Annotated in this window: 23 protein-coding genes; 4 read left to right on the plus strand and 19 right to left on the minus strand. The window is 61.5% G+C overall.

The features are described from left to right. Nucleotides 1-44: 44 nt before the first annotated feature. The 5 genes from leuB to leuC form a co-directional block, all read right to left on the minus strand. Nucleotides 45-1115, minus strand: coding sequence for a 3-isopropylmalate dehydrogenase (gene leuB, locus IGB42_RS19300; RefSeq protein WP_159674789.1), 1071 nt, complete (start codon nt 1113-1115; stop codon nt 45-47). Nucleotides 1116-1183: 68 nt separating this feature from the next. Continuing rightward, nucleotides 1184-1915 (minus strand): glucosamine-6-phosphate deaminase, encoded by a 732-nt coding sequence (gene nagB, locus IGB42_RS19305; protein ID WP_159674791.1) that lies wholly within the window; start codon nt 1913-1915, stop codon nt 1184-1186. Between the two features lie 157 nt (nt 1916-2072). Then, nucleotides 2073-2711, minus strand: a complete 639-nt coding sequence (gene leuD / locus IGB42_RS19310) for a 3-isopropylmalate dehydratase small subunit (protein WP_159674793.1) — start codon at nt 2709-2711, stop codon at nt 2073-2075. Between the two features lie 3 nt (nt 2712-2714). Next, a complete protein-coding gene (locus tag IGB42_RS19315; protein WP_159674795.1) occupies nt 2715-2843 on the minus strand; it encodes an entericidin A/B family lipoprotein in 129 nt (42 codons plus the stop codon). 27 nt (nt 2844-2870) lie between these two features. Further along, nucleotides 2871-4280, minus strand: coding sequence for a 3-isopropylmalate dehydratase large subunit (leuC, locus tag IGB42_RS19320; protein ID WP_159674797.1), 1410 nt, complete (start codon nt 4278-4280; stop codon nt 2871-2873). A 170-nt stretch (nt 4281-4450) separates the two neighbouring features. On the opposite strand from leuC, the gene IGB42_RS19325 reads away from it, so the two are divergent. Genes IGB42_RS19325 through IGB42_RS19335 form a run of 3 tightly spaced genes read left to right on the plus strand, consistent with a single transcriptional unit; the run spans nt 4451 to nt 6014 of the window. Then, a complete protein-coding gene (locus IGB42_RS19325; protein WP_159674799.1) occupies nt 4451-5230 on the plus strand; it encodes a helix-turn-helix transcriptional regulator in 780 nt (259 codons plus the stop codon). Between the two features lie 59 nt (nt 5231-5289). Next, nucleotides 5290-5745 carry a ribonuclease domain-containing protein gene (locus IGB42_RS19330; protein WP_159674801.1) on the plus strand — a complete coding sequence of 152 codons (456 nt, stop codon included), beginning with the start codon at nt 5290-5292 and terminating at the stop codon, nt 5743-5745. Then, entirely contained in the window at nt 5736-6014 is a 279-nt protein-coding gene (locus IGB42_RS19335) for a barstar family protein (RefSeq protein WP_159674803.1), read from the plus strand. Before IGB42_RS19330 ends, IGB42_RS19335 begins: the two co-directional genes overlap by 10 nt. 32 nt (nt 6015-6046) lie before the next feature. Here the strand turns inward: IGB42_RS19335 and IGB42_RS19340 are convergent, their stop codons facing one another. From IGB42_RS19340 to IGB42_RS19390, 11 genes are all read right to left on the minus strand, one after another. Further along, the gene (locus tag IGB42_RS19340; protein ID WP_159674805.1) at nt 6047-6535 is read right to left on the minus strand and encodes a dihydrofolate reductase; all 489 of its coding nucleotides are present in this window, start codon (nt 6533-6535) and stop codon (nt 6047-6049) included. A gap of 55 nt (nt 6536-6590) precedes the next feature. Then, nucleotides 6591-7412, minus strand: a complete 822-nt coding sequence (locus IGB42_RS19345; RefSeq protein ID WP_159674807.1) for a thymidylate synthase — start codon at nt 7410-7412, stop codon at nt 6591-6593. A gap of 43 nt (nt 7413-7455) precedes the next feature. After that, nucleotides 7456-9585, minus strand: a complete 2130-nt coding sequence (locus IGB42_RS19350; RefSeq protein ID WP_159674809.1) for a sensor histidine kinase — start codon at nt 9583-9585, stop codon at nt 7456-7458. A 103-nt stretch (nt 9586-9688) separates the two neighbouring features. After that, nucleotides 9689-10258 (minus strand): transcription elongation factor GreB, encoded by a 570-nt coding sequence (gene greB / locus IGB42_RS19355; protein ID WP_159674811.1) that lies wholly within the window; start codon nt 10256-10258, stop codon nt 9689-9691. Nucleotides 10259-10276: 18 nt separating this feature from the next. After that, a complete protein-coding gene (gene rluB, locus IGB42_RS19360; protein ID WP_159674813.1) occupies nt 10277-11536 on the minus strand; it encodes a 23S rRNA pseudouridine(2605) synthase RluB in 1260 nt (419 codons plus the stop codon). Between the two features lie 92 nt (nt 11537-11628). Beyond that, the gene (locus IGB42_RS19365) at nt 11629-12075 is read right to left on the minus strand and encodes a hypothetical protein (RefSeq protein ID WP_159674815.1); all 447 of its coding nucleotides are present in this window, start codon (nt 12073-12075) and stop codon (nt 11629-11631) included. 105 nt (nt 12076-12180) lie between these two features. Further along, nucleotides 12181-14757, minus strand: coding sequence for a DNA mismatch repair protein MutS (gene mutS / locus IGB42_RS19370; protein WP_236822651.1), 2577 nt, complete (start codon nt 14755-14757; stop codon nt 12181-12183). Between the two features lie 131 nt (nt 14758-14888). Continuing rightward, the gene (locus IGB42_RS19375; RefSeq protein WP_159674817.1) at nt 14889-15311 is read right to left on the minus strand and encodes a DUF3293 domain-containing protein; all 423 of its coding nucleotides are present in this window, start codon (nt 15309-15311) and stop codon (nt 14889-14891) included. A gap of 63 nt (nt 15312-15374) precedes the next feature. Continuing rightward, entirely contained in the window at nt 15375-16898 is a 1524-nt protein-coding gene (ubiD, locus tag IGB42_RS19380) for a 4-hydroxy-3-polyprenylbenzoate decarboxylase (protein ID WP_159674819.1), read from the minus strand. A 117-nt stretch (nt 16899-17015) separates the two neighbouring features. After that, a complete protein-coding gene (locus tag IGB42_RS19385) occupies nt 17016-17918 on the minus strand; it encodes a D-hexose-6-phosphate mutarotase (RefSeq protein ID WP_159674821.1) in 903 nt (300 codons plus the stop codon). Between the two features lie 106 nt (nt 17919-18024). Continuing rightward, entirely contained in the window at nt 18025-18900 is an 876-nt protein-coding gene (locus tag IGB42_RS19390) for a dienelactone hydrolase family protein (RefSeq protein WP_159674823.1), read from the minus strand. Between the two features lie 143 nt (nt 18901-19043). On the opposite strand from IGB42_RS19390, the gene IGB42_RS19395 reads away from it, so the two are divergent. Continuing rightward, on the plus strand, nt 19044-19853 hold the full coding sequence (locus IGB42_RS19395) for an enoyl-CoA hydratase-related protein (protein ID WP_159674825.1): 810 nt from the start codon (nt 19044-19046) through the stop codon (nt 19851-19853). Here the strand turns inward: IGB42_RS19395 and IGB42_RS19400 are convergent, their stop codons facing one another. From IGB42_RS19400 to IGB42_RS19410, 3 genes are all read right to left on the minus strand, one after another. Then, on the minus strand, nt 19854-20981 hold the full coding sequence (locus IGB42_RS19400; protein ID WP_159674827.1) for a BamA/TamA family outer membrane protein: 1128 nt from the start codon (nt 20979-20981) through the stop codon (nt 19854-19856). It lies immediately after the preceding gene. 108 nt (nt 20982-21089) lie between these two features. Beyond that, complete coding sequence (hslO, locus tag IGB42_RS19405; protein WP_159674829.1) at nt 21090-21956, minus strand: Hsp33 family molecular chaperone HslO; 867 nt, start codon at nt 21954-21956, stop codon at nt 21090-21092. 111 nt (nt 21957-22067) lie between these two features. Then, nucleotides 22068-22544: a YhcH/YjgK/YiaL family protein gene (locus IGB42_RS19410; protein ID WP_159674831.1), complete on the minus strand. Its 477-nt coding sequence runs from the start codon at nt 22542-22544 to the stop codon at nt 22068-22070. Nucleotide 22545: the final 1 nt, after the last annotated feature.

A 22545-nucleotide genomic window follows, 5' to 3' on the forward strand; every position in this document is an offset into this window, starting at 1 on the left:
TTTCTTTGCTGCCGGCTATTTCAAGCGACTGATGCAAGCACCAGTCAGAGCGCCGCAACCACCGCATCACCCATGGCCGAGCAAGATACCTTCTCGGTACCGGCCTCGTAGATGTCTGCAGTGCGCAGGCCCTTGGCCAGCACGGCCTTCACGGCGTTTTCCACGCGCTGGGCAGCGGCTTCGTCGTTGAAACTGTAGCGCAGCATCATGGCCAGCGACAGGATGGTGGCCAACGGGTTGGCAACGTTCTTGCCGGCGATATCCGGTGCCGAACCATGACTGGGTTCGTACAAGCCCTTGTTGTTTTGATCCAGCGATGCCGAAGGCAGCATGCCGATAGAGCCGGTCAGCATCGAAGCCTGGTCGGACAGGATGTCGCCGAAGATGTTGCCGGTGACGACTACGTCGAACTGCTTGGGGTTGCGCACCAGTTGCATGGCAGCGTTATCCACATACATGTGGCTCAGCGTGACGTCCGGATATTCCTTCGCCACATCGATCACGATTTCCTTCCAGAATTCGGTGGCTTCCAGCACGTTGGCCTTGTCGACCGAACACAGCTTCTTGTTGCGCTTCTGCGCCGCCTGGAACGCCACGTGTGCAATGCGGCGGATTTCCGATTCGGCATACACCATGGTGTTGAAGCCTTCGCGCTCGCCATGCTCGTTGATGCGGATACCACGCGGCTGGCCGAAGTAGATGTCGCCAGTCAGTTCACGCACGATCAGGATATCCAGGCCGCTGACCACTTCCGGCTTCAGCGTGGAGGCATTGGCCAGTTCCGGGTACAGGATGGCCGGGCGCAGGTTGGCAAACAGGTTCAGATCCTTGCGGATGGCCAGCAGGCCACGCTCCGGGCGCAGCGGGCGATCCAGCTGATCGTACTGCGGGCCGCCCACGGCGCCCAGCAGGATGGCATCGGCTTCGCGTGCCAGCTTTTGCGTGAATTCCGGGTACGGTGAGCCGTACTGGTCATACGCGGCACCGCCCAGCGGCGCTTCGTCCAGCGTCACATCAAGGCCATCGGCCTGCAGCACATTCAATACTTTCTTGGCCTGCGCCACGATTTCCGGGCCGATGCCGTCGCCCGGAAGAACCAGGATCTTCTTGCTCATAGTCGTTACTCAGTCGGATTCAACAAAAAGCGGGGCAAGCCCCGCCTGGGTGAAACGTGCACCGTGGATCAGTGCGATACCTTGTACTGCACGTCACAGTCGGTCATCACGATCACGCGCGGGTGCGTCTGCAGCAGCGAGGCAGGCACCTGGGTAGTGATCGGGCCATTGAGCGTGCGGTCAAGGATCTCGGCCTTCTCGGCGCCCTTCACCACCAGCAGAATCATCTTGGCCTGCATGATGGAACCCATGCCCATGGTGACGGCGTGCGTCGGCACATCATCGATGCTGTTGAAGAAACGCTTGTTGGCTTCGCGGGTTTCCTGCTTCAGCGTTACCTGGTAGGTAAAGCGCGACAGCTGGTTATCCGGCTCGTTGAAGCCGATATGGCCGTTGTGGCCGATGCCCAGCAATTGCAGGTCCACCGGGCCTTGCTGATACATCATTTCATCGTAGCGGCGGCATTCAGCATCCACATCCGGCGCATTGCCGTTGGGCACGTGGGTGTTTTCCGGTTTGATGTCGATGTGATCGAACAGGTTGCGCTGCATGAACGCGCGGTAGCTTTCCGGATGCGTGATCGGCAGGCCGACGTATTCGTCCAGGTTGAAGGTTTTTGCTTCCTGGAAGCTGACCAGACCCTGCTTGTAGGTCTTGACGATCTCGTTGTAAAGACCGACCGGCGTACCACCGGTTGCCATGCCGAGCACACCGTTCGGCTTGGCGCGCACTACCGAGATGATCAGGTCGGCGGCAGCGCGATCGAGATCTGCCTGATTTTTGAACTTGTGCAGGATCATGATTTTTTTCTTTCCTAGTGAGTCAGTAAATCGTTGAACTATAGCGAATTATTATATTGCAAGGTTGGCGGCCCGGCATGGACTGGTCAGACATTTTCCGGCCCCGGAAGAGCCAAAGCCGCCCGGCATTGCGGGCGGCTGGTCAGGCTATATCGTTTCAGACAAACAACCAGGGTTGCTGTGCTTTGCGCTGCGCTTCAAAGCTGCGGATTACATCAGCATGTTGCAGTGTCAGGCCGATTTCATCCAGTCCGTTGAGCAGACAATGCTTGCGGTGGGCGGTAATGTCGAAACCGAAGGATGCGCCAGCTGGCGTAGTCACGGTCTGCGCTTCCAGATCGACCACCAGCTTGTAGCCCTCGGTGGCTTCTGCTTCCCTGAACAGCTGCTCCACGATATCCGCAGCCAGCACGATGGGCAGCAAGCCGTTCTTGAAGCAGTTGTTGAAGAAGATGTCGGCAAAGCTCGGCGCGATCACTGAACGGAAGCCGTAATCCTCGATCGCCCACGGTGCGTGTTCGCGGCTGGAACCGCAGCCGAAGTTGTCCCGCGCCAGCAACACCTGCGCGCCGGCATAGCGCGGGAAGTTCAGCACGAACTCGGGGTTGATGGCCCGCTTGCTGTTGTCCATGCCCGGCTCGCCGTGATCCAGATAGCGCCATTCATCGAACAGGTTGGGTCCGAAGCCCGAGCGCTTGATCGATTTGAGGAACTGCTTGGGGATGATGGCATCGGTATCGACGTTGGCCCGGTCCAGCGGGCAAACGAGGCCGTTGAGTAATGTGAATGCTTTCATGGCTTATTTCGTTGCTGCATTTTCGATCTTGCCGCCCACTTTCTGCACATCCTTGCCGAATCCCTTCATCGTATTGCAGCCGGAAACCGCAAACGTACAGGAGATCAACAGGGCAAAAAAGATCGACTTCATCAGCAAACGCTCCTTGTAAACGGTGAGTTAGGTGAAAGTACGCACATCGACAAAATGGCCGGCAATCGCTGCAGCGGCAGCCATTTCCGGGCTGACCAGATGCGTGCGCCCACCCTGGCCCTGGCGGCCTTCGAAATTGCGGTTGGATGTGGATGCGCAACGCTCGCCCGGCTCCAGCCGATCCGCGTTCATCGCAAGGCACATCGAACAGCCCGGCTCGCGCCATTCGAAGCCTGCCTCGATGAACACCTTGTCGAGGCCTTCTGCCTCGGCCTGTTTTTTCACCAGACCGGAACCGGGCACGACCAGCACCAGTTTCACGTTGTCTGCCTTCTTCTTGCCCTTGGCGATGCCGGCTGCGGCACGCAGGTCTTCAATGCGGCTATTGGTGCACGAACCGATGAATACCTTGTCGACCGGGATATCGGTCAGCGGGGTATTGGCGGCAAGGCCCATGTACTGCAATGCACGCTCGTAGCTGCCCTTCTTCACCGGGTCGCTTTCTGCAGCCGGATCCGGCACCTTGCCGCTGACGGCCAGCACCTGCTCCGGGCTGGTGCCCCAAGTCACTTGCGGGGCGATGTCGGCAGCCTGCAGGACCACGGTCTGGTCGAACACCGCGCCTTCGTCGGACACCAGCGTTTTCCAGTACGCCACTGCGGCATCCCATTGATCTGCCTTGGGCGAGAACGGGCGATCCTGCAGGTAGGCGATGGTCTTGTCGTCAACAGCAACCATGCCGGCGCGCGCGCCGCCTTCGATCGCCATATTGCACAAGGTCATGCGCCCTTCGATGCTGAGGCTGCGGATTGCATCGCCACCGAACTCGATGGCGTAACCGGTGCCACCAGCGGTGCCGATGCGGCCGATGATGGCCAGTGCCACGTCCTTGGCGGTAACGCCGCGGCCCAGCTCGCCATCCACGCGGATCAGCATCGCCTTCGATTTCTTGGCCACCAGCGTTTGCGTGGCCATCACGTGTTCCACTTCGGAGGTGCCGATACCATGCGCCAGCGCGGCAAACGCACCGTGCGTGGAGGTATGGCTGTCACCACAGACCACGGTCATGCCGGGCAAGGTGGCGCCGTTTTCCGGGCCGACCACGTGCACGATGCCCTGGCGCAGATCCTTGAACGGAAAATACGCAAGCGAACCGAATTCCTTGATATTGGCATCCAGCGTTTCCACCTGCTGGCGCGAAATCGGGTCCTGGATACCCTTGTCCCAATGATCGGTAGGCGTGTTGTGATCTGCGGTGGCCACGATGGAGTGGTTGCGCCACGGTTTGCGGCCGGCAATGCGCAGGCCTTCGAACGCCTGCGGGCTGGTCACTTCGTGCACCAGATGGCGGTCGATATACAAAAGACAGGTGCCATCGGCTTCTTCGCGGACTACATGCGAATGCCAGAGTTTGTCGTACAGGGTTTGTGCGGTCATGGTCGTCTTCCAAGCTATGCCGAATGATACCGCGCCAGCACAGGCAAAACACCTGTCATTGCAGAAGGGGCGCAGCATTGAGCCTGAATTTACGGCCTGCACGGCAGGCTAACAAGACCAGTACATATACTGGTATAAACAGTAACAGGTAACAGGATAAGGAATCGGCGATGTCCATAAGGCGCAAGGAACTGGGTGACTTCCTGTCGGCGCTGCGCCAGAAGTGCGAACCGGCCGCATTCGGCTTTCCGCCCGGCCTGCGCCGCCGCACCCGCGGCTTGCGGCGGGAAGAAGTGGCGCAGCTGGCGCAGATCAGCCCCACCTGGTACGCATGGATCGAACAGGGGCGGGAAATCAGCGTATCGAGCGATGTGCTGGACCGGCTGGCAGCGGCACTGCGCATGGACAAAACCCAGCGTGCCTACCTGTTCGAGCTGGCCGGCCGTCACGACAATCAGCCCGCCGCGCCGGAGCACAGCATGCCACCCGCCTTGCTGGCGCAGATCGTCGAAGATTTTGCCGCGCCCGCCTACATCCTTGACCGTTACTGGGATGTGATTGCCTGGAACGCACCGGCAGCTGTGCTGTTCGGACCATGGATGAATGCGGCGCACGCACCCAACCTGCTGCGTTTCGTGTTTCTGGACCCGGCAGCGCGCACGCTGGTAGAAGACTGGGAAACCCGTGCACGGCGGCTGGCGGCCGAATTCCGCGCCGATAGCCGCAGCAGCCTGGACGACCCGGCCTTGCTGCAGCAGGTGGAAGCGCTCAGCCAGGCCAGTCCGGAGTTCGCGCATTTCTGGAAACTGCACGACGTACTGGAGCGCCAGGGCGGGCTGCGTGGCTTTGCACACCCGCAGCAAGGGCACCTTGCCTTCCAGCAGGTGACCTTCAGGCTGGTGGACCACGAGCAACTGAAACTGGTGCTGCTGATGGCGGAATCCGCGTAGCGCTTGCTCCGGCACCGGGCGGCGGCAATAATCGCTGCAAACTTGTTCAGGAATGCACGATGCGCAAAACGCTGTTTGCAGTTGTACTGACGCTGTTTGCAGTTGTACTGACGCTGCTTGCAACCAACGCGCTTGCACAGGAGCGTTGCCAGGACGTGGCGGCAACCATTGCCAGAGTGCAGCGCATCAATGCCGATGAGCTCACCCGCGTGCTGATCAGCCTGAATAACGATGGCAAGCTGCCTGCAGCGCAGTTCATCACCAAGCGCGAAGCACAGGCGGCGGGCTGGCAGCCGGGCAAGGATCTGTGGGCAGTGTTGCCGCAGCACTCGATTGGCGGCGACCGCTTCGGCAATTACGAGCGGGCATTGCCGGCTGGCAGCTACAAGGAAGCCGATCTGGATTATCGTGGCGGCAAACGGGGCGCCAAGCGGCTGGTTTTCGATGTGCGCGGCAAGCGCTACATCACCACCGATCACTACAAGACCTTCACCGAGGTGCCGCAATGCCACTGAAAACCCGCAAGGCTGCCCTCAAGCAGATACACAGCCTGGATGACGTCTACGATCAACTGGCTGCGCAACTGCCCTTCCCGGCACATTTCGGCCGCAACCTCGATGCATTGTACGATGTACTGACTGGTGATCTGACCGGCCCGGTGCAAGTGATCTGGCACCACGCCGATGACGCGCGCGCTGCACTGGGCGACCATTTCGAAACGCTGCTCACCGTATTCAACGAGGCCGCTGCGGAGCGCGACGACCTCGATATCGTTATCGACTGATCAGGAGCCTGCGCTGCCGCGTGCAGCCAGCCTCAAACTACCCGCTGATAAGTGACGAAGGAGTAACCGGTGCCGTTTGTACTGGTATGCGCTTCACGCGCGCTTTCATGCCAACCGTCACCGATATCCGGGAACGTGGCATCGCCCACCGGTGCCAGCGCCACTTCGGTCAGGTAAAGCGTATCGGCCATGGGCAGTGTCTGCCGGTAGATTTCGCCACCGCCAATCACGAACGCGGTTTGAGCACCTTCGCATGCAGCCAGCGCGGCATCGATGCTGGCAAACACTTCGGCACCCGGCGCCTGCCAACCGGCATTGCGGCTGATCACCAGGTGGCGACGGCCCGGCAGCAGGCCCGGCAACGATTCGAACGTCTTGCGGCCCATCAGCATCGGCGCGCCCATGGTCAGCGCCTTGAAGCGTTTCAGGTCCTCCGGCACATGCCAGGGCATCTTGTTGTCGATACCGATCACGCCATTGCTGGCAATGGCGGAAATCAGTGCGATATGTGGACGTGACATCAGGCGCTCCGGGTGGACGAGGAAGCCGGCGCATTGCGCCAGACGGGGCTGATTGCTAAACGGCTACCGCACCCTTGATGGCTGGCCACGATTCATAGCCGACCAGCTCGAAATCTTCATACTCGAAATCGAAGATGTCTGTCCTGGCCGGGTTGATCTTCATTTGCGGCAAGGCTTTGGGCGCGCGTGAAAGCTGCTCTTTCACCTGTTCGAAGTGATTGGCATAGATGTGGCAATCGCCACCGGTCCAGACAAAATCGCCCGGCTGCAGATCGCACACCTGCGCCATCATCAGCACCAGCAATGCGTACGATGCAATATTGAACGGCACGCCCAGGAACAGATCGGCACTGCGCTGGTACAGCTGGCACGACAGCTTGCCGCGCTGGTCGGCATCGCCCGGCTGTGCCGGTGCCACGTAAAACTGGAAGAACGCATGGCATGGCGGCAGCGCCATGTTTTCGATCTCGCCCACGTTCCACGCCGATACGATGATGCGGCGCGAATCCGGGTTGGTTTTCAGTTGCTGCACCACCTGGGCAATCTGATCGATGTGGCGGCCATCCGCCGTTGGCCAGCTGCGCCACTGGTAGCCATAGATGGGCCCCAGTTCGCCCGCTTCATCCGCCCATTCGTTCCAGATGGAAACGCCGCGCTCTTTCAGCCAGTTGTTGTTGGTTTCGCCACGCAGAAACCACAGCAACTCGTTGATGATGGATTTGAGGTGCACCTTCTTGGTGGTAACCAGCGGAAATCCTTCCGCCAGATTGAAGCGCATCTGGTGGCCAAACACCGATACGGTGCCGGTGCCGGTGCGGTCTTCCTTCCTGACCCCATGTGCGAGCACGTGTTGCAGCAGATCGAGGTATTGGCGCATGGGGTGGTTCCGTTCAGCAAGAAATCAGAACGGGATTCTACCTTTATTGGCGGCCGATTTGCGCTAGCGTAATCCCGTGCCCGTCGCTGGCTTCCGCCAGGTGCTGCGCCGGCTGCTGCAGCGGCAAGGTGACAATGAACGTGGCGCCGTGGCCCAACAGGCTTTCGCAGCGGATGCTGCCGCCCATTTCCTCGATCAGGCGCTTGACGATGGACAACCCCAGCCCGGTGGCGTGCTCGCCGCCCGTAGGCACCGCTGACAGCCGCGAGAACTTGCGGAACAGCTTGCTCATCTCGTGCGGGGCAATGCCGGGGCCGTAATCGATCACACGCAGCATGATCTGCTCGCCATCGCGCTGTGGATCCACGCGGATCAGCGTCTGGTGGGGCGCATACTTGCTGGCGTTGGAAATCAGGTTGTCCAGCACCTGCCACAGCGCCTGGCGGTCTGCCTGCAGCGCGATGCCGGTCGGGTTATACAGCACGCTCTGGCGTTTTTCATCCAGACGGCTTTCCCACGCCTTCTGCAGTTCCTGCATCAGTTCGTCCAGCGCCACCGCTTCCGGGCGCAGGCGAAACTGCCCGGCTTCCAGCGTATTGATGTCCAGCAGGTTGCCGATGATGCGCTGGATGCGCTCTGCATGCTCGTTGATGCCCAGCAGGCGGTCTTTCACCCGCTCGCTTGGCCACTGATCGAGCTTGTGCGCCAGCAGGCTGGCCATGCCGCCAATACTGGCCACCGGGTTTTTCAGGTCATGCGCGGCGATGGTCAGCAGTTCGTTCTTTTCTTCGTTCAGCGCACGCAGCTGCAGGTTGGCCACTTCCAGCGCATCGTTGCGGCTGGCCAGCTCCTCGGTGCGCTCGGTCACCTGGTGTTCCAGGTTCAGGCGGTGATGCTCGACGGTGCTGGCCATGCTGTCGAAACTGCGGGCCAGCTCGCCGATCTCGTCATTGCGCGTGATATCGAGCTCATCGGTGCGGCGCCCTTCTGCCAGGCCGCGGATCGCGTATTTCAAGCGGTTGAGCGGCCGTGCCACATCCACGCGCAGCACCCACGCCAGCAAGCCCAGCTCCACCGCCAATGCAACGAGGCCCAGCAACATCACCATGCTGGCGGCCAGCGCCGCCTTCTGCTGCAGCAGTTTCTTCGGGTACACCACCACGAACAGCCAGTCCGCACCGGCAATCGGCGCCACGCCCAGCCAGTATTTGCCGTCGGCCGATTCGACAAAGCTTTCCTTGGCACCGGCCTGTACTGCCGCCTGGTAGAACTCGGTCAGCAGCGGATCGGCTTCCTTGTTGAGGTTGTAATGGCCCTTGTTCTCCAGCACGTGCTTCATGCGATCCTGATGCGCGATCAGGTCGCCGCCACGGGTCACCATGAAGTTATAAGTGCCCGGGATGCTCACATTGTTGGTGCGCTCGATCAGCTGATCGAGCAAGACATCCTGCCCGGCACCACCCACATAGCGGCCCAGATAATCGATGGGCGTCACCACCGACACCATCCAGCGCAGCGCCTGCTTGTCGTAATAGATGCCGGTCCAGAAGGTCTTGCGCTCGGGGTTGCGCGCCGGCGTGGCGCCCAGCTCGGATGCCAGGTCTTCGGCAAAATCCACCACCGAGCCATTGCGGGCGTAATTGAGCTCGGGCAGGAACATCAGGCTGCCATCCGATACGTTCAGGTCGACAAAGGTATCGTAATAGCGGTTGCGGAACGCCGGGCCGTACTGGCTGAGCAGGTCATAGCCGAGCAGCACCTGCCGCTTGAAATCGGGTGTGAGCTTGACCTTGGGCAGGATGGCCACGGTGGCGTGGTATTCGAAATCATCCTTTTCCACCTTCACCCGCCACATGCCATCGCGGCTGTCCTGGCGCATCAGCGCAGCGAATGCGGCCGTGGGGTCCTGCTCCTGCAACTGTGCATAACGGCGCACGAATTCGTTGCGGATCAGCTTGGTATTGGTTTCCGCCTGCAGGAACAGGTCGCTTTCCAACTGGCTGCGCGCGCTGATGTATTTGCCCAGGCTGGCCAGCGCTTCTTCCTGCAAACGCAAATAGCTGTAGTAGTAGCTGATTGCGGACAGCACCACTGCAGCGAGCGCAATGCGGATCGCCATATTGCGCAATACGCGGCGGAACAGGCTGGAAGGCGGCGGCAGAGTGGGCGTCATAAGGCGAGCAGCATAAAGCACCCGACAATTGCCTGCAAAATTAACAAATTAGCAATGCCGGCCAGCCTGCAGTGACTGGTGGGTGGGCATGAAAAACGCCGGATCAATCCGGCGTTTCCGTTTGCAGTGCAACGTAGCTGACTGCGATGATTTCCAGGTCTTCCACGCCATGTGGCGTGCGCAGCGGCACCACATCCCCTTCGCGCGCTTTCAGCAGCGCCCTTGCCACCGGCGAGGTCCAGCTCACGTAATTGCGCTTCATGTCGGTTTCGTCGATGCCGACGATGGCAATGGTTTCCTCCCGGCCATCTTCGCGCAAATAGCTTACCGTGGCGCTGAAGAAAATCTGGTCGGTGGCTTCGCGGGTTTCCGGGTCGACCACCTCAGCGTTTTCCAGCCGTTTCTGCAAAAAACGGATGCGCCGGTCGATTTCGCGCAGCCGCCGCTTGCCGTACTGGTAATCGGCGTTTTCCGAGCGGTCGCCATTGCTGGCCGCCCAGTTCACCACATTGGTGACGTGCGGGCGCTCCTTGTGTACCAGGTCGTAGAGCTCACGCCCCAGGCGGCGCCAGCCACCCGGTGTCATGTAGTTCTTGCTGCCGACCGGCACCGCCATTTCTGGCGGCAGCTCGTCGTCATCGCCATCACTTTCTTTGGTAAATGCCTTGTTCATGCTGGCAACAACCCGGAATCAACGCTCACTTCTGGCCTGGCCGTTCAGGCGCAACCCCGCCCACTTCATCACGCCCAACACTTCGGTTTCCGACAGTTCGTAGAACTGGCCGCGTTTCAGCCGCGACGGCAGGTTCAGCATGCCGAAGCGCACGCGCATCAGCCGGCTGACCACCAGCTCGTAATGCTCGAACATGCGGCGCACTTCGCGATTGCGGCCTTCCTTGAGGATGACGTGATACCAGTGGTTCTGGCCTTCGCCGCCAGCAGACACGATGCTCTGGAATTTGGCCGGGCCATCGTCCAGCACGATGCCTTTTTTCAGTTCCAGCATCTGCTCTGCAGTCAGCTCGCCATGCACACGCACCGCATATTCACGCTCTACTTCAAAACTGGGGTGCGTCATGCGGTTGGCAAGGTCACCCGAGGTGGTGAAGATCAGCAAGCCGCTGGTGTTGTAGTCAAGGCGGCCGATGGCCACCCACTTGCTCGATGCCATGCGCGGCAAGCGGTCGAACACCGTGGTGCGTCCTTCCGGATCGTCACGGGTAACCAGCTCGCCTTCTTCCTTGTGGTAGATCAGCACGCGCGGCAGGCGGTCCTGCCATTTGAGCGGAATGCGCTTGCCATCGACACGCACTTCGTCGCCATGCGCCACCTTGGCACCCAGCTCGGCCACCTTGCCATTGATGGAAACACGGCCGGCGGAAATCCACTCTTCCATTTCGCGGCGCGAACCGATGCCGGAAAACGCCAGCGCCTTCTGCAAGCGCTCGTCGCCGACCTGGTCACTGGTCAGGCGCTTGGCCCGCAGTTGCTTCTGGATGGCCACTTCCTTCTGCGAATCCGCCCGCTGGCGCATGCGCTTGGCCTTGTGCACCGGTGCCGGCTTGCGGCGCACCGGCTTGAAGATATCACCCTCGGCGCCCTCGCCTTCGGCACGCGGCGCGGTTGCGCGTACGCCGACCGGCTTGGCGCGCGGGGTCGCTGCGCCCTCCGGGCGGCTATGCCATTCGTCCTTGTCCTTGGGGGTGCGGGCAAGCTGGCGGGCACGGCGCACATCACCGGTGCGCAGGCTGGCGGGTTTGCTTGCATCGGTTTGCGGCTTTCTGCCGCGCGGCGCGCCTGCTGGCGCACCTTCGGTATTCTTGAGGCCGGCAGTACCACGCGGCTGGCCGGAACCGCTCCGGGGCGACACGGCCTGCTTGGCCTTGTCCTGCGTATTGGCGCGTTGTTCACGGATCGCCGGTTGCGGGCGACGGGCGCGGGTTTGCTTCATGGCGATAATCCACGGGAAAAACGATCAATTATACCGCTTAAAACAGCAGAGCCGCCCAATGGCGGCTCTTGTTGCGCAAAGCGGCATGCGGTTCAGTTTCCAGTAAAGAAGCCGATTGCCCCGAGGCTGGTCAGGCCCAGATTGAAATGCTGGTCTGCCAGGTTCTCTTCGCTGCCACTCAATTCCGTGCGGCGCAGGATCTCGTGCAGCACTTCCACTTCCTTGAACCACTTCAACAGGCGTGTATCCGCGTTGATCAATCCTTCGATCTGCGCCTTTTCCGGGTGATCCCCGGCTACGCCCACGTTGCCACCCTCGATGCTGCGCAGCTGGAACGCCGGTGGCACCGTAATGCCCCTGGCCGACAACTGGCCTTGCAGATCCTCGCCATAACGCTTCAACTCGCTGGCCGCTTTCTGGCGGATATCTCCCAGCTTGATACCCTCATCCGGATCGCTCACACCCAAAAAACGTGCGATACCGTCATCCAGACTATCCCCGGTTTCGAGATCGTCTACTGCCTCGCCGACGCTATTCACAGCCTTTCCTTTGTCATATCACAAGATTTGAATACCTATCGTAGCAAACCCGCCTGTACGCAAAAGGTGATTTTTCCAGGATTTACATTAAGTTACATGTTTTGACTAATTTTTAAGCAATTGCGCATGCAAAGCGTAAAGCGCATCCAGCGCTGCGCGCGGCGTCATGCTGTCCGGATCCAATGCCTGCAAGGCTTCCAGCACCGGGTGCGTTTCTGGCTCGCTCATTTCACTGACAGGCGGCGCGGCGAAGAGATCGGCCTGCATGCCGTTCGTCGCGCTGCCCTGCTCCAGTTCCACCAGTTTTTTCTTGGCCAGGCGGATGGCATCGCGCGGCACCCCTGCCAGTTGCGCCACCGCAATCCCGTAGCTTTGCGAGGCCGGACCTTCCTGCACCGCGTGCAGGAACACAATGCGATCCTTGTGCTCGACTGCATCCAGATGCACGTTAGCCACCACCTGGTAATCGAGCGCCAGCCGGGTCAGCTCGAAATAGTGGGTGGCAAACAGCGTATAGGCGCGGTTTTTCTCGATCAGTTGCTTGGCAATCGACCAGGCCAGCGCCAGGCCATCAAAGGTAGAGGTGCCGCGGCCCACTTCATCCATCAGCACCAGCGAGTGCTCGCCGGCATTGTTGAGAATATTGGCCGTTTCGGTCATTTCCACCATGAAGGTGGAACGCCCGCCGGCCAGATCATCCGATGCGCCGATACGGGTGAAAATGCGGTCCACCTTGCCGATCACCGCGCGCGTGGCCGGCACGAAGCTGCCTATATGCGCCAGCAGCACGATCAACGCCACCTGGCGCATATAGGTGGATTTACCGCCCATGTTCGGGCCGGTAATCAGCAGCAGCTTGCGCGCCAGGCCAAAGCAGACGCCATTGGGAATGAAATCATCGATCTGCGCCTCCACCACCGGGTGGCGGCCCGCTTCGATATCGATCCTGGTTTCATCGACGAACTCCGGCGCCACATAGCCGCGCAGCGCTGCATGGCCCGCCAGCGTGGCCAGTACATCGACCGTGGCCAGCGCCTGCCCCGCCAGCCGCAATGCAGCCAGATGCGCCTGCAATTGCGCCAGCACGCCTTCGAACAGCTGTTTTTCCAGCGCCAGCGCGCGGTCCTGTGCCGATAGCGCCTTGTCTTCGAAGGTTTTCAGCTCCGGCGTGATATAGCGTTCGGCGTTCTTCATGGTCTGGCGGCGGCGGTAATCGTCCGGCACCTGGCCCAGGAAGGAATTGGTGATTTCGATATAGAACCCGGCCACGCGATTGTATTCCACGCGCAAGGTGGAAATGCCGGTGCGCTCGCGCTCACGCGCTTCCATTTGCGCAAGGTAGGCGCCGCAATCGTTCTGTATGCCGCGCAGCTCATCCAGATCGCCGGAATAACCATCGGCAATCACGCCGCCTTCACGCAGCAGCACCGATGGCTCCGGCAAAATGGCATTCGTCAGCAACTGGTGTATCGCAGCATCCGGCGCCAGCGCATGCGCGATGCCGGTAAAGAATGGTGCTTCCGGCAACGCAGCGATCAGCGCCGGCAATTGCGCCAGCGAATCACGCAGGCTGGACAGATCACGCGGCCGGGCCGATGCCAGCGCGATACGGCCGGCAATGCGCTCCACATCCGCCACGCTATCGAGTATCGCGTGCAGATCGGCATGCGCACCGCTATCGAGCAAGGCGGCAATCGCCTGCTGGCGCTCGAGGATGCGCGAGTGCTTGCGTAGTGGGTGGTGCAACCAGTGCCCCAGCAGGCGCGAGCCCATGCCGGTGGCGCAGTTGTCCAGCAGCGAGAACAACGTGGGCGCTGCTTCGCCTCGGATGGTTTCGGTGATTTCCAGGTTGCGGCGCGTGGCCGCGTCCAGCTCGATGTACTGTGTGGCATGTTCAACACGCAGGCCCGCAAGCGCCGGTAGCGCGCCACCCTGCGTGGTCCGCACGTATTCCAGCAACGCGCCGGCACCGCCCACCGCCAGCATGGGCTCTGTCACGCCAAAGCCGGCCAGATCATGCGTGGAGAAATGCCGGGCCAGATTGCGCTCTGCCGTTTGCGGATCGAACTGCCAGGGCGCAAGCTTGCGAACCGGTATGGTCAGGCGGTTCAGCATGACCAGATCGGTATCGTCCGCCACCAGCACTTCGGCCGGGCGCAGCCGCTCCAGCTCGGAGCCCAGCTTTTCGACATCGGTATCCATCAGCGCAAAATCGCCAGACGCCAGCGACAGCCACGCCATACCCAGCCGGCCCTTGAACGGCACCAGCGCCAGCAGGCGGTTTTCCTGCTTGTCGTCCAGCAGCGCCGCATCGGTGAGCGTGCCCGGCGTCACGACCTTCACCACCTTGCGCTCCACCGGCCCCTTGCTGGTGGCTACGTCGCCCACCTGCTCGGCTATCGCCACCGATTCACCCAGCTTCACCAGCTTGGCAAGATAGCCCTCACACGCATGGTAAGGAATGCCGCACATGCGGATGGGCTGGCCAGCGCTCTGGCCGCGCGTGGTCAGCGTGATGTCCAGCAGCTTGGCCGCCTTCACCGCATCGTCGTAGAACAGCTCGTAAAAGTCGCCCATGCGGTAGAACACCAGCTTGTCCGGGTGATCCGCCTTGATGGCCAGGTACTGCACCATCATGGGAGTGTGTTGCGGCAACGCAGCGGGGTCGATCTTTTTGGCCATGTTCGGGGAGGGAAAGCAGATTGCGGGAAGGGTGCGAGTTTACCGCGAGCCGTAACCGCAGCGGCAGCCCACTACGCCAGAAAAATACACGCTGCCCGCGTTTGCATGGTCAAGGTAGAGCGAATGCGGCGTTACCCGATCGCCCATACCAGTTCGGCCATGTCGCCCACCCGGCCATACACCAGCGCGTTCTGCTCGAAATAGCGCGCCAATGCCAGCGCATCATCCCGGCTGATGCCCAGAATCAGCACGGACAATTCAGGCTGCCAGTCGCTACCAACTGGCTCACCCATGCCTTCAAAGAATACGTGTTGCCCTGTTGCCAGCGCCTCCAGCAGATTCTGATGGCGGGCGCGGTTCTCTTGCTCGCATAGCGCGCCCGAATACGGATTGGCGGCAGCGACAAACGCCCAGCCATCGAACTGACGCCGGGTCAGCAATGCATCCAGGTCTGGATGCCGCTGGCCGATGCGCAGCACCAACCCCAGTGCAGCCACCGTGTAGCGTGTGGCGCGGTAGGCTGCTGCAAGCTCTGGAGAGATGGCAGGTGGCATGAATGCCCGCACGGAAGTCGATACGACAGTGTACGCCACCAGCGGGCGCTGGCGGCATGGCCACTACAAGCCCAGCTCGCTCCAGATTGCGTCCACGCGCGTGGCAACTGCCGGATCGCGCTCGATCACCCGGCCCCATTCCCGGTTGGTTTCTCCTGGCCACTTGTTGGTGGCATCCAGCCCCATCTTGCCGCCCAGGCCGGAGACCGGCGAGGCAAAATCGAGGTAATCGATGGGCGTGTTCTCTACCAGCACGGTATCGCGCACCGGGTCCATGCGCGTGGTGATCGCCCAGATCACTTCCTGCCAGCTGCGCGTATCCACATCGTCGTCCACTACCACGATGTACTTGGTGTACATGAACTGCCGTAGGAACGACCACACGCCGAACAGCACCCGCTTGGCATGCCCCGGGTACTGCTTCTTGATCGACACGATGGCCATGCGGTAGCTGCAGCCCTCGGCCGGCAGGTAGAAATCGACGATTTCCGGAAACTGCTTCTGCAGGATGGGCACGAACACCTCGTTCAGTGCCACGCCCAGCATGGCCGGCTCGTCCGGCGGCTTCCCGGTGTAGGTGCTGTGGTACACCGGATCATCACGGTGCGTGATGCGGTCGATCTCGAATACAGGAAACCAGTCCTGCTCGTTGTAGTAGCCGGTATGGTCGCCATACGGGCCTTCCAGCGCGTGCAGGTAGCCGTTGATTTCCTTCACCGGCACGCCGTGTTCCGATACACCGGCAAAGCCCGGCTCGCACGGCTTGATTGCGCCTTCCAGCACGATTTCCGCAGTGGCGGGCACCTGCAGATCGCTGCCCACGCATTGCGTGAGCTCAGTCTTGCTGCCGCGCAACAGCCCGGCAAACTGGTATTCGGATAGCGTATCGGGCACGGGGGTGACCGCGCCCAGGATGGTGGCAGGGTCACACCCCAGCACCACGGCAAGGGGAAATGGCGTGCCCGGGTGCTGTTTTGCATGTTCGCGGAAATCCAGCGCGCCGCCACGGTGTGCCAGCCAGCGCATGATCACCCGGTTCTTGCCGATCACTTGCTGGCGATAGATGCCCAGGTTCTGGCGCTTCTTGTTGGGGCCGCGTGTAACTACCAGCCCCCAGGTGATCAGCGGTGCCACGTCGCCCGGCCAGCAATGCTGCACCGGTATGGTGGCCAGATCGACATCCTGCCCTTCGATCACGTTCTGCTGCACTGCCCCCTTGCGGACCTCCTTTGGCGCCATCGACAACACCTGCCTGAGCAGCGGCAGTTTGTCCCAGGCATCACGCAGGCCCTTGGGCGGTTCCGGTTCTTTCAGGTAGGCCAGTGTCTTGCCGATCTCGCGCAGTGCGCTCACTTCCTGCGCCCCCATACCCAGTGCCACGCGGCGCGGTGTGCCGAACAGGTTGCCCAGTACCGGCATCGTGTAGCCGGGCACGTTCTCGAACCAGATGGCCGGCCCTTGCGCGCGCAAGGTGCGGTCACAGATTTCGGTCATTTCCAGCACTGGCGATACGGGCGTGAGCACCCTTTTCAGCTCGCCCTGGGTTTCGAGTTGCGCGCAGAAGTCGCGCAGGTCGCGGTATTTCATCGCGGCTCGCTTATACGGTAATGGCAGAGGGAAGGCGCGATTCTAGCGCGCCGCAAACAAACATGCCCGGCGAACCGGGCATGGCAGTCAAACCAAACGGGCAAACATCGGCCGCAATCAGCCAGAGATGGTCATGGTGGCACGGTACTGCTGGCCCGGAGCCAGCTCGCGCGCATTATCGAACACATCGCCGCGCTCGACACACACAAAGCCCGAGAAGTGCTCACGCACATCACCGATATCCCTGGAATGGTCGCCGGGGTTCCATACCACCGCGGTTCTGGTATCCGCGCTGTATACACGGGTGACGCCGGCACTGCTGCTGATGGTCTGCTCGGCCGGTACATCGAGGTATACCGAATCGTGCGTATCCACGATCTTCACCGGGCCGTGCTGCACGGTGCGCTCGTTGGCACCGCCAACGGTGTTGATGCGGGTGCAGCCATCAAGCCCGCCCACTTCGATCTGCGCCACATCGGGCACACTGAAATAGCTGTGCAGCGCAGCGGCAAACTTCACGGACACATTGCCCTTGTGTTCAGCCACCAGTTCGACATCCAGTGCCTTGCCCACAATCACGGTAAACACAAACCGGAACGGGTGCGGCCATACCTTCAGCGTGGCTTCGCTGTCGGTCAGTACCAGGGTCACACTGGTGCGGCCATCGGCCAGCGCCGCTGCACTGTCCAGCGTCCACAGCGCGGTGCGGGCAAAGCCGTGCGAGGGAAAGCCTTCCGGATGGGCACCGAACCACGGCATGCACAGCGGAATACCGCCGCGCACAGCCTTGCCAGGCACATAGGTGGCCAGTGGCGACACCCACAGCAGATCACGACCACCTGCAGGGGTGAACGACAATACATGGGCACCTTGCAAAGTCAGCGCGGCGCGGCCGAGTGGGTTTTCAACCACCAGTACCTGCAGACCTTCACCCTCGCCGCCCACCAGTTGGGTTGACGGTACAACGCTGACACCAGCCACATCGGCAAGGCGGGAATCGAAAACGGACAAACTGGACATGGCAGGCTCCTCGGTTCAGGGCTGGGTGAAAACAAGCTGGAAGTTTAAGACAAGGCGCCAACGGACGGCATGCATGCTATCCCTATGTGGGCCGGATTCGTCGCGCTCAAGGGGCCGGTTTGCGGCCCTGCTGCGAATAGCCATCGCGCCAGATCGACGGATTGCGCGTCGGGTCCAGCCATAGCGACAACCACTTGAAAGTGCGTCGATAGGCGTCTTCGGTCGCCTTGGGATCAGGTGCGCTGGTCACGCCGGCGCCCGGCTTCACGCCATCGGGCACATCCTTGCGCACTTTCAGACTGGTATTGGGGGTATCGAAATCGTGATACACGCCGGGGTAGGTAACGACGTGGAAGGTATCGCCTGGCAGGCGTTCATCTAGCTGCTTGCAATCGTCTGCGGCAGTCCAGTCATCGGCTTCGCCGATCAGCACCAGCGTGGGGATTTCCGGATCGTATTGATCATTGGCCAGCGCGCGCTTGCAGCTCGGGTAGAAAGCCACTGCCACCTTGATATTGGGGGTAGTACGGCCGATCAGGCGCAACACGGTGCTGGCTCCGTTGGACCAGCCCAGCACGCCCACCCGGTTGCCATCGATCTCGCGCCGGGCACGCAGCCAACTGATGGCAAACTGGGCATCGTCGGCGCGCAGCGTGGTATCGATCTTGCGCTGGGGAATGGGCACCGTGCAGATCTCGCGCACGCCACGGCCGGTAAAGCTGTCCAGCATCAGCACGCCGTAGCCCAGTTCCTGCAGCAGCGCGCCCATGCGTGCCGGGCGCGCGCTGATGGCGCCGGATTTGGTCCGCAGGCCACCGCAGCCATGCAGCAGCAGCATGGCGGGCGCATTGCTGCTGCCCTTGGGCGGGCGCAGGTATTCACCAGAGAGCGATGCGCCATCGGGGCCGGCCAGTTTGACTGGCTGCGCCAACACGCCAGCAGAGGCAACGGCAAACAGGAAGAGGCAGAAAATGCGTTTCACGGGTACTCTTGGGTGCAATCTGGAGCCGGGCAATGCGGCTCCTTCAACCGGCGCGGACTGTAACACACTCCTTATACTGGCAACTACGCCACTAATGGACTACATAAGGTGAGTCGGCCGCCACCACCCTGACTGAGCCCGCCATGAGCGATACCCTGCGCATCGATATCGACCCCACCGGTATTGCCACTGTAACGCTGGAGCGCCCCGGGCGCGCCAATGCCATTGATGAAGTGATGATGGCCGAGCTGACCGCCACGCTGGCCGCACTGGCGCAGAACCCCACGCTGCGGGTGCTGGTGCTGACGGCCAGTGGCACCGCGTTTTCTGCCGGTGCGGATCACCAGTGGATGCAACGCACGCTCGATGGTGATCAGCACCAGAACTTCGAAGAAGCGCTGCGGCTGGCGCGGCTATTGCAATTGCTCGATCGTTTTCCCGTTCCCACCATCGCCCGCGTCAACGGCGCTACGCTGGGCACCGGCGTTGGCCTCGTTGCCTGCTGCGATATGGTGGTGGCGCTCTCCACCAGCTGTTTCAGGCTGCCCGAAGTCGAACTGGGCCTGGTGCCCGCGGTAATCGGCCCCTTCGTTCTTGCCAAGATAGGCGCCAGCGCCGCGCGGCGCTACTTCCTGACCGCGGAGGAGATCAGCGCAGAAGCCGCGCAGCGCTTGGGCCTGGTGCATGAAGTGGCCACCGCCGCCGACGAACTGGACCTGATCGTGGAGCGCTGGTGCAAGCGGCTGCAGCGCAATGGCCAGCACGCAGTCACTTCCACCAAGAAGCTGATTGCCGCCGTGGGCCACCGGCTGATCGACGATGCGCTGATTTCCGACACCGCCCACCGCACTGCCCACCTGCGTGCACACCCGGAGGCGCGCGAAGGCGTCAGCCAGTACCTGCGCCACTATGCGCTGCGCCAGGCCAACCTGCATGGCAACCCGGACGACTGATCAGCGCCAGGCGCTGCCCACCTGGAAGTAGAACGCACCTTCATCCGGCCCGCGCGCGATATCCATGCCCACGGCAAGGCCCAGCTTGCGCGCGATCAGGTAACGGAAACCGGCACCATAGCTGTACACATTGGCGGCCTCGCCATAATCATTCCATTTGCCCCAGGCCTTGCCCGCCCCGCCGAAGGCCAGCAACGACCAGCGCGATGAAATATCCCAGCGTGCCTCCAGCTCGCCCACCAGCGTGGTTTCATCCTGATACCGGCCACGCGATACCCCGCGCAGGTCCACATAGGGCAATGCATAGAACGGCACATCGCCCCGTGCCGCCTGGCCTTGCACCCGCGCGCCCAGCACCCACGCCTTGCTCAGCGGCATCCAGTGATAGCCCTTGGCATCGTAGGTTTCAAAATCCTGCGTGCTGCCCAGCCAGCCACGCGCAGCCTGCGCCTGCAGCTCGGCATAGCTGCCGCTCTTGGGGAAGAAGAAATTGTCGCGTGATTCGTAATCGACCACCAGACCGCCCTTGCCGATGCGCCGGTCCTGCGGTTCCAGCCCCGCAGCCTCGGCATACTTGCCCTTGAACTGGCTGGTACCGCTGAAGTACACGTAGCGGGCACCGGCGTACCAGTGGCTGTCTCCGATGCGGGCCAGCAGTTGCTGTACCAGCGCGGTGCCATCGAGCGTATAGGAATGCGGCTGGTTCTTGCGGTCGTAAAAATCGAGGTTGAAGCTGCCCTTGCCCACCGCCCCCAGGTAGCGGTAACGGTCGCCATCCCAGGTATGGAAGTGCACGGCGCCAGCACCCCAAGTGCCGTTCTCGGTCATCATGCCGCCCAATCCGGTGATGTTGGGTGGTTGCGGGCGGCCACTTTCCTTGATGCTCTCCGCAGCGGATTCGGCAATCGACTGATCGAAATACATCAGCATCAGCCCGCCGCCATAGCCCACCGCAGGCTCGGTAATCACCGTGGGAACCGGCAATGCGCCCTTGTGATTGAGCAGGAAATCGCTGACGTCGAATGCGCCATCATCGGGATCGTGGAATTCGCTGGCCCAACTGGCCTGGCTGCAGCCAGCCAGCAGCGCGGTGCAAACAAGCTGACGCCATCCATTCAATACCTTCATCCCCGCCCACCCCGCTTCATCGCCATTGCAGAAAGCATAGCCGATACGGATGGTGCCACGCCGCAGCTTGCGGCGCGATACGGGTTTGCTTGGATAGCGGTCAGTAAATCAGTGGATCACGCCCGGTGCCTTGCCGGTGCCGTGGCCGCCAAACAGTTGCACCACATCGACGGCATCGAACTCGTATTTCTTGCCGCAGAATTCGCAGGTCACATCGACATGGCCCTTTTCGGCAATCACGCCATCGACCTCATCCTTGCCCACCATTTCCAGCATGCCGCCCACGCGCTCACGCGAGCAGGTGCAGGCAAATGACGGCTTGGCGGGCTCGAACACGCGCACCTGCTCCTGGTGGAACAACCGGTACAGCATGTCCTGCGGCGGCAGGCCCAGCAGCTCTTCGTCGGTAATGGTTTCGGAGAGTTTCTGCACCCGCTCCCATGCATCCGGGTCACCCTGGCCGGCCGGCAGCTTCTGCACCAGCAAACCCGCGCTGGTATCGGCATTGCACGCCAGCCACAGGCGGGTTTCCAATTGCTCCGAGCTGGCCATGTAGTGCTCGATGATCTCGGCCACGCTCTGGCCCGGTTCAAAGCCGACGATGCCCTGATAGGGCTCGCCCTCGGTCGGGTCCAGCGTGATGATGAACTTGCCCTTGCCCAGCAGCTCGCCCAGCGACGCTTCGGGCACATCGCCATCCCAGCGTGCCATGGCGCGCATGGTCATCTTGCTGGTGACCTCGACCACCAGCAGCTTGACCGCGCCATCGCCATGCAGTTGCATGATCAGCGTGCCGTCGAACTTGAGCGTGGCCGACAGCAGCGTTGCCGCGGTCATCAGCTCGCCGATGCGTTTTTGCAGTACTGGCGGGTAGTCGTGCCGGGCCAGTACCTCCTTGTAGGTCGCATCGAGCTGCACGATTTCGCCCCGGACCGGGGCATCGTCAAAAATGAAACGCTCAAGCGTGTCTTGCATGGTTTTTCCTTCATCGGCCATTGCCCGGCCGCCAGATCGAGGGCACCGCCACCCGCCAGGCAGGTTTTACGCGGTTTGGATGACAGCAGTAATTGGTGTCGACTGCGGCAGTTACAAGCCCAGCAGGCTGCGGTGGATTTTCACTACCGCCTTGCGTACGGGCTGCGGCGCCGCAATGGCACAGCATGGGCGGTGCAGCTCGCCCGGCAGGAAAAACACGAACATGCCCGGCTGCAGGTCGATGAACACTTCGCGCGCCGGCTGGGCATAAAACGCGATGTCGTGCGTATCGCGCAGGTCTTCCACCACCTGCCGGTCCGCGCCTGCCAGTGCAACGCCATAGCGCTCTTCACCGCTTAGCAGCAGCTGGATATCCGCGTGTTCGCGGTGTGCCTCGGGGCGGTTATCCTGCTGCGGGCGGGTGTGCATCTCCTGGATCATGAAAAACAGCTTGTCGCCATCGAGCGGATAACGCCCGGTGGGCAGGCCGGCCAGATCCTGTTGCAGCAGCAGGGTCAGCGCGTGATTGACCGCCGTGGGGAATGCCGCCTGCTGCAACAGCCAGTTATCCAGATCACTCAGCAGCATG

It is taken from the genome of Andreprevotia sp. IGB-42 (assembly GCF_009848685.1).
Classification (GTDB): domain Bacteria; phylum Pseudomonadota; class Gammaproteobacteria; order Burkholderiales; family Chitinibacteraceae; genus Andreprevotia.

Bases quoted from the DNA above. Each gene is read 5' to 3' on its own strand.
- IGB42_RS19325 (WP_159674799.1), top strand. From the start codon at position 4,451: ATGTCCATAAGGCGCAAGGAACTGGGTGACTTCCTGTCGGCGCTGCGC.
- IGB42_RS19375 (WP_159674817.1), bottom strand. From the start codon at position 15,311: ATGCCACCTGCCATCTCTCCAGAGCTTGCAGCAGCCTACCGCGCCACA.
- IGB42_RS19330 (WP_159674801.1), top strand. From the start codon at position 5,290: ATGCGCAAAACGCTGTTTGCAGTTGTACTGACGCTGTTTGCAGTTGTA.
- IGB42_RS19400 (WP_159674827.1), bottom strand. From the start codon at position 20,981: ATGAAGGTATTGAATGGATGGCGTCAGCTTGTTTGCACCGCGCTGCTG.
- hslO (WP_159674829.1), bottom strand. From the start codon at position 21,956: ATGCAAGACACGCTTGAGCGTTTCATTTTTGACGATGCCCCGGTCCGG.
- IGB42_RS19345 (WP_159674807.1), bottom strand. From the start codon at position 7,412: ATGCGCCAATACCTCGATCTGCTGCAACACGTGCTCGCACATGGGGTC.
- IGB42_RS19410 (WP_159674831.1), bottom strand. From the start codon at position 22,544: ATGCTGCTGAGTGATCTGGATAACTGGCTGTTGCAGCAGGCGGCATTC.
- ubiD (WP_159674819.1), bottom strand. From the start codon at position 16,898: ATGAAATACCGCGACCTGCGCGACTTCTGCGCGCAACTCGAAACCCAG.
- IGB42_RS19315 (WP_159674795.1), bottom strand. From the start codon at position 2,843: ATGAAGTCGATCTTTTTTGCCCTGTTGATCTCCTGTACGTTTGCGGTT.
- rluB (WP_159674813.1), bottom strand. From the start codon at position 11,536: ATGAAGCAAACCCGCGCCCGTCGCCCGCAACCGGCGATCCGTGAACAA.
- leuB (WP_159674789.1), bottom strand. From the start codon at position 1,115: ATGAGCAAGAAGATCCTGGTTCTTCCGGGCGACGGCATCGGCCCGGAA.
- nagB (WP_159674791.1), bottom strand. From the start codon at position 1,915: ATGATCCTGCACAAGTTCAAAAATCAGGCAGATCTCGATCGCGCTGCC.
- IGB42_RS19340 (WP_159674805.1), bottom strand. From the start codon at position 6,535: ATGTCACGTCCACATATCGCACTGATTTCCGCCATTGCCAGCAATGGC.
- IGB42_RS19385 (WP_159674821.1), bottom strand. From the start codon at position 17,918: ATGTCCAGTTTGTCCGTTTTCGATTCCCGCCTTGCCGATGTGGCTGGT.
- IGB42_RS19335 (WP_159674803.1), top strand. From the start codon at position 5,736: ATGCCACTGAAAACCCGCAAGGCTGCCCTCAAGCAGATACACAGCCTG.
- leuC (WP_159674797.1), bottom strand. From the start codon at position 4,280: ATGACCGCACAAACCCTGTACGACAAACTCTGGCATTCGCATGTAGTC.
- IGB42_RS19395 (WP_159674825.1), top strand. From the start codon at position 19,044: ATGAGCGATACCCTGCGCATCGATATCGACCCCACCGGTATTGCCACT.
- mutS (WP_236822651.1), bottom strand. From the start codon at position 14,757: ATGGCCAAAAAGATCGACCCCGCTGCGTTGCCGCAACACACTCCCATG.
- leuD (WP_159674793.1), bottom strand. From the start codon at position 2,711: ATGAAAGCATTCACATTACTCAACGGCCTCGTTTGCCCGCTGGACCGG.
- IGB42_RS19350 (WP_159674809.1), bottom strand. From the start codon at position 9,585: ATGACGCCCACTCTGCCGCCGCCTTCCAGCCTGTTCCGCCGCGTATTG.
- greB (WP_159674811.1), bottom strand. From the start codon at position 10,258: ATGAACAAGGCATTTACCAAAGAAAGTGATGGCGATGACGACGAGCTG.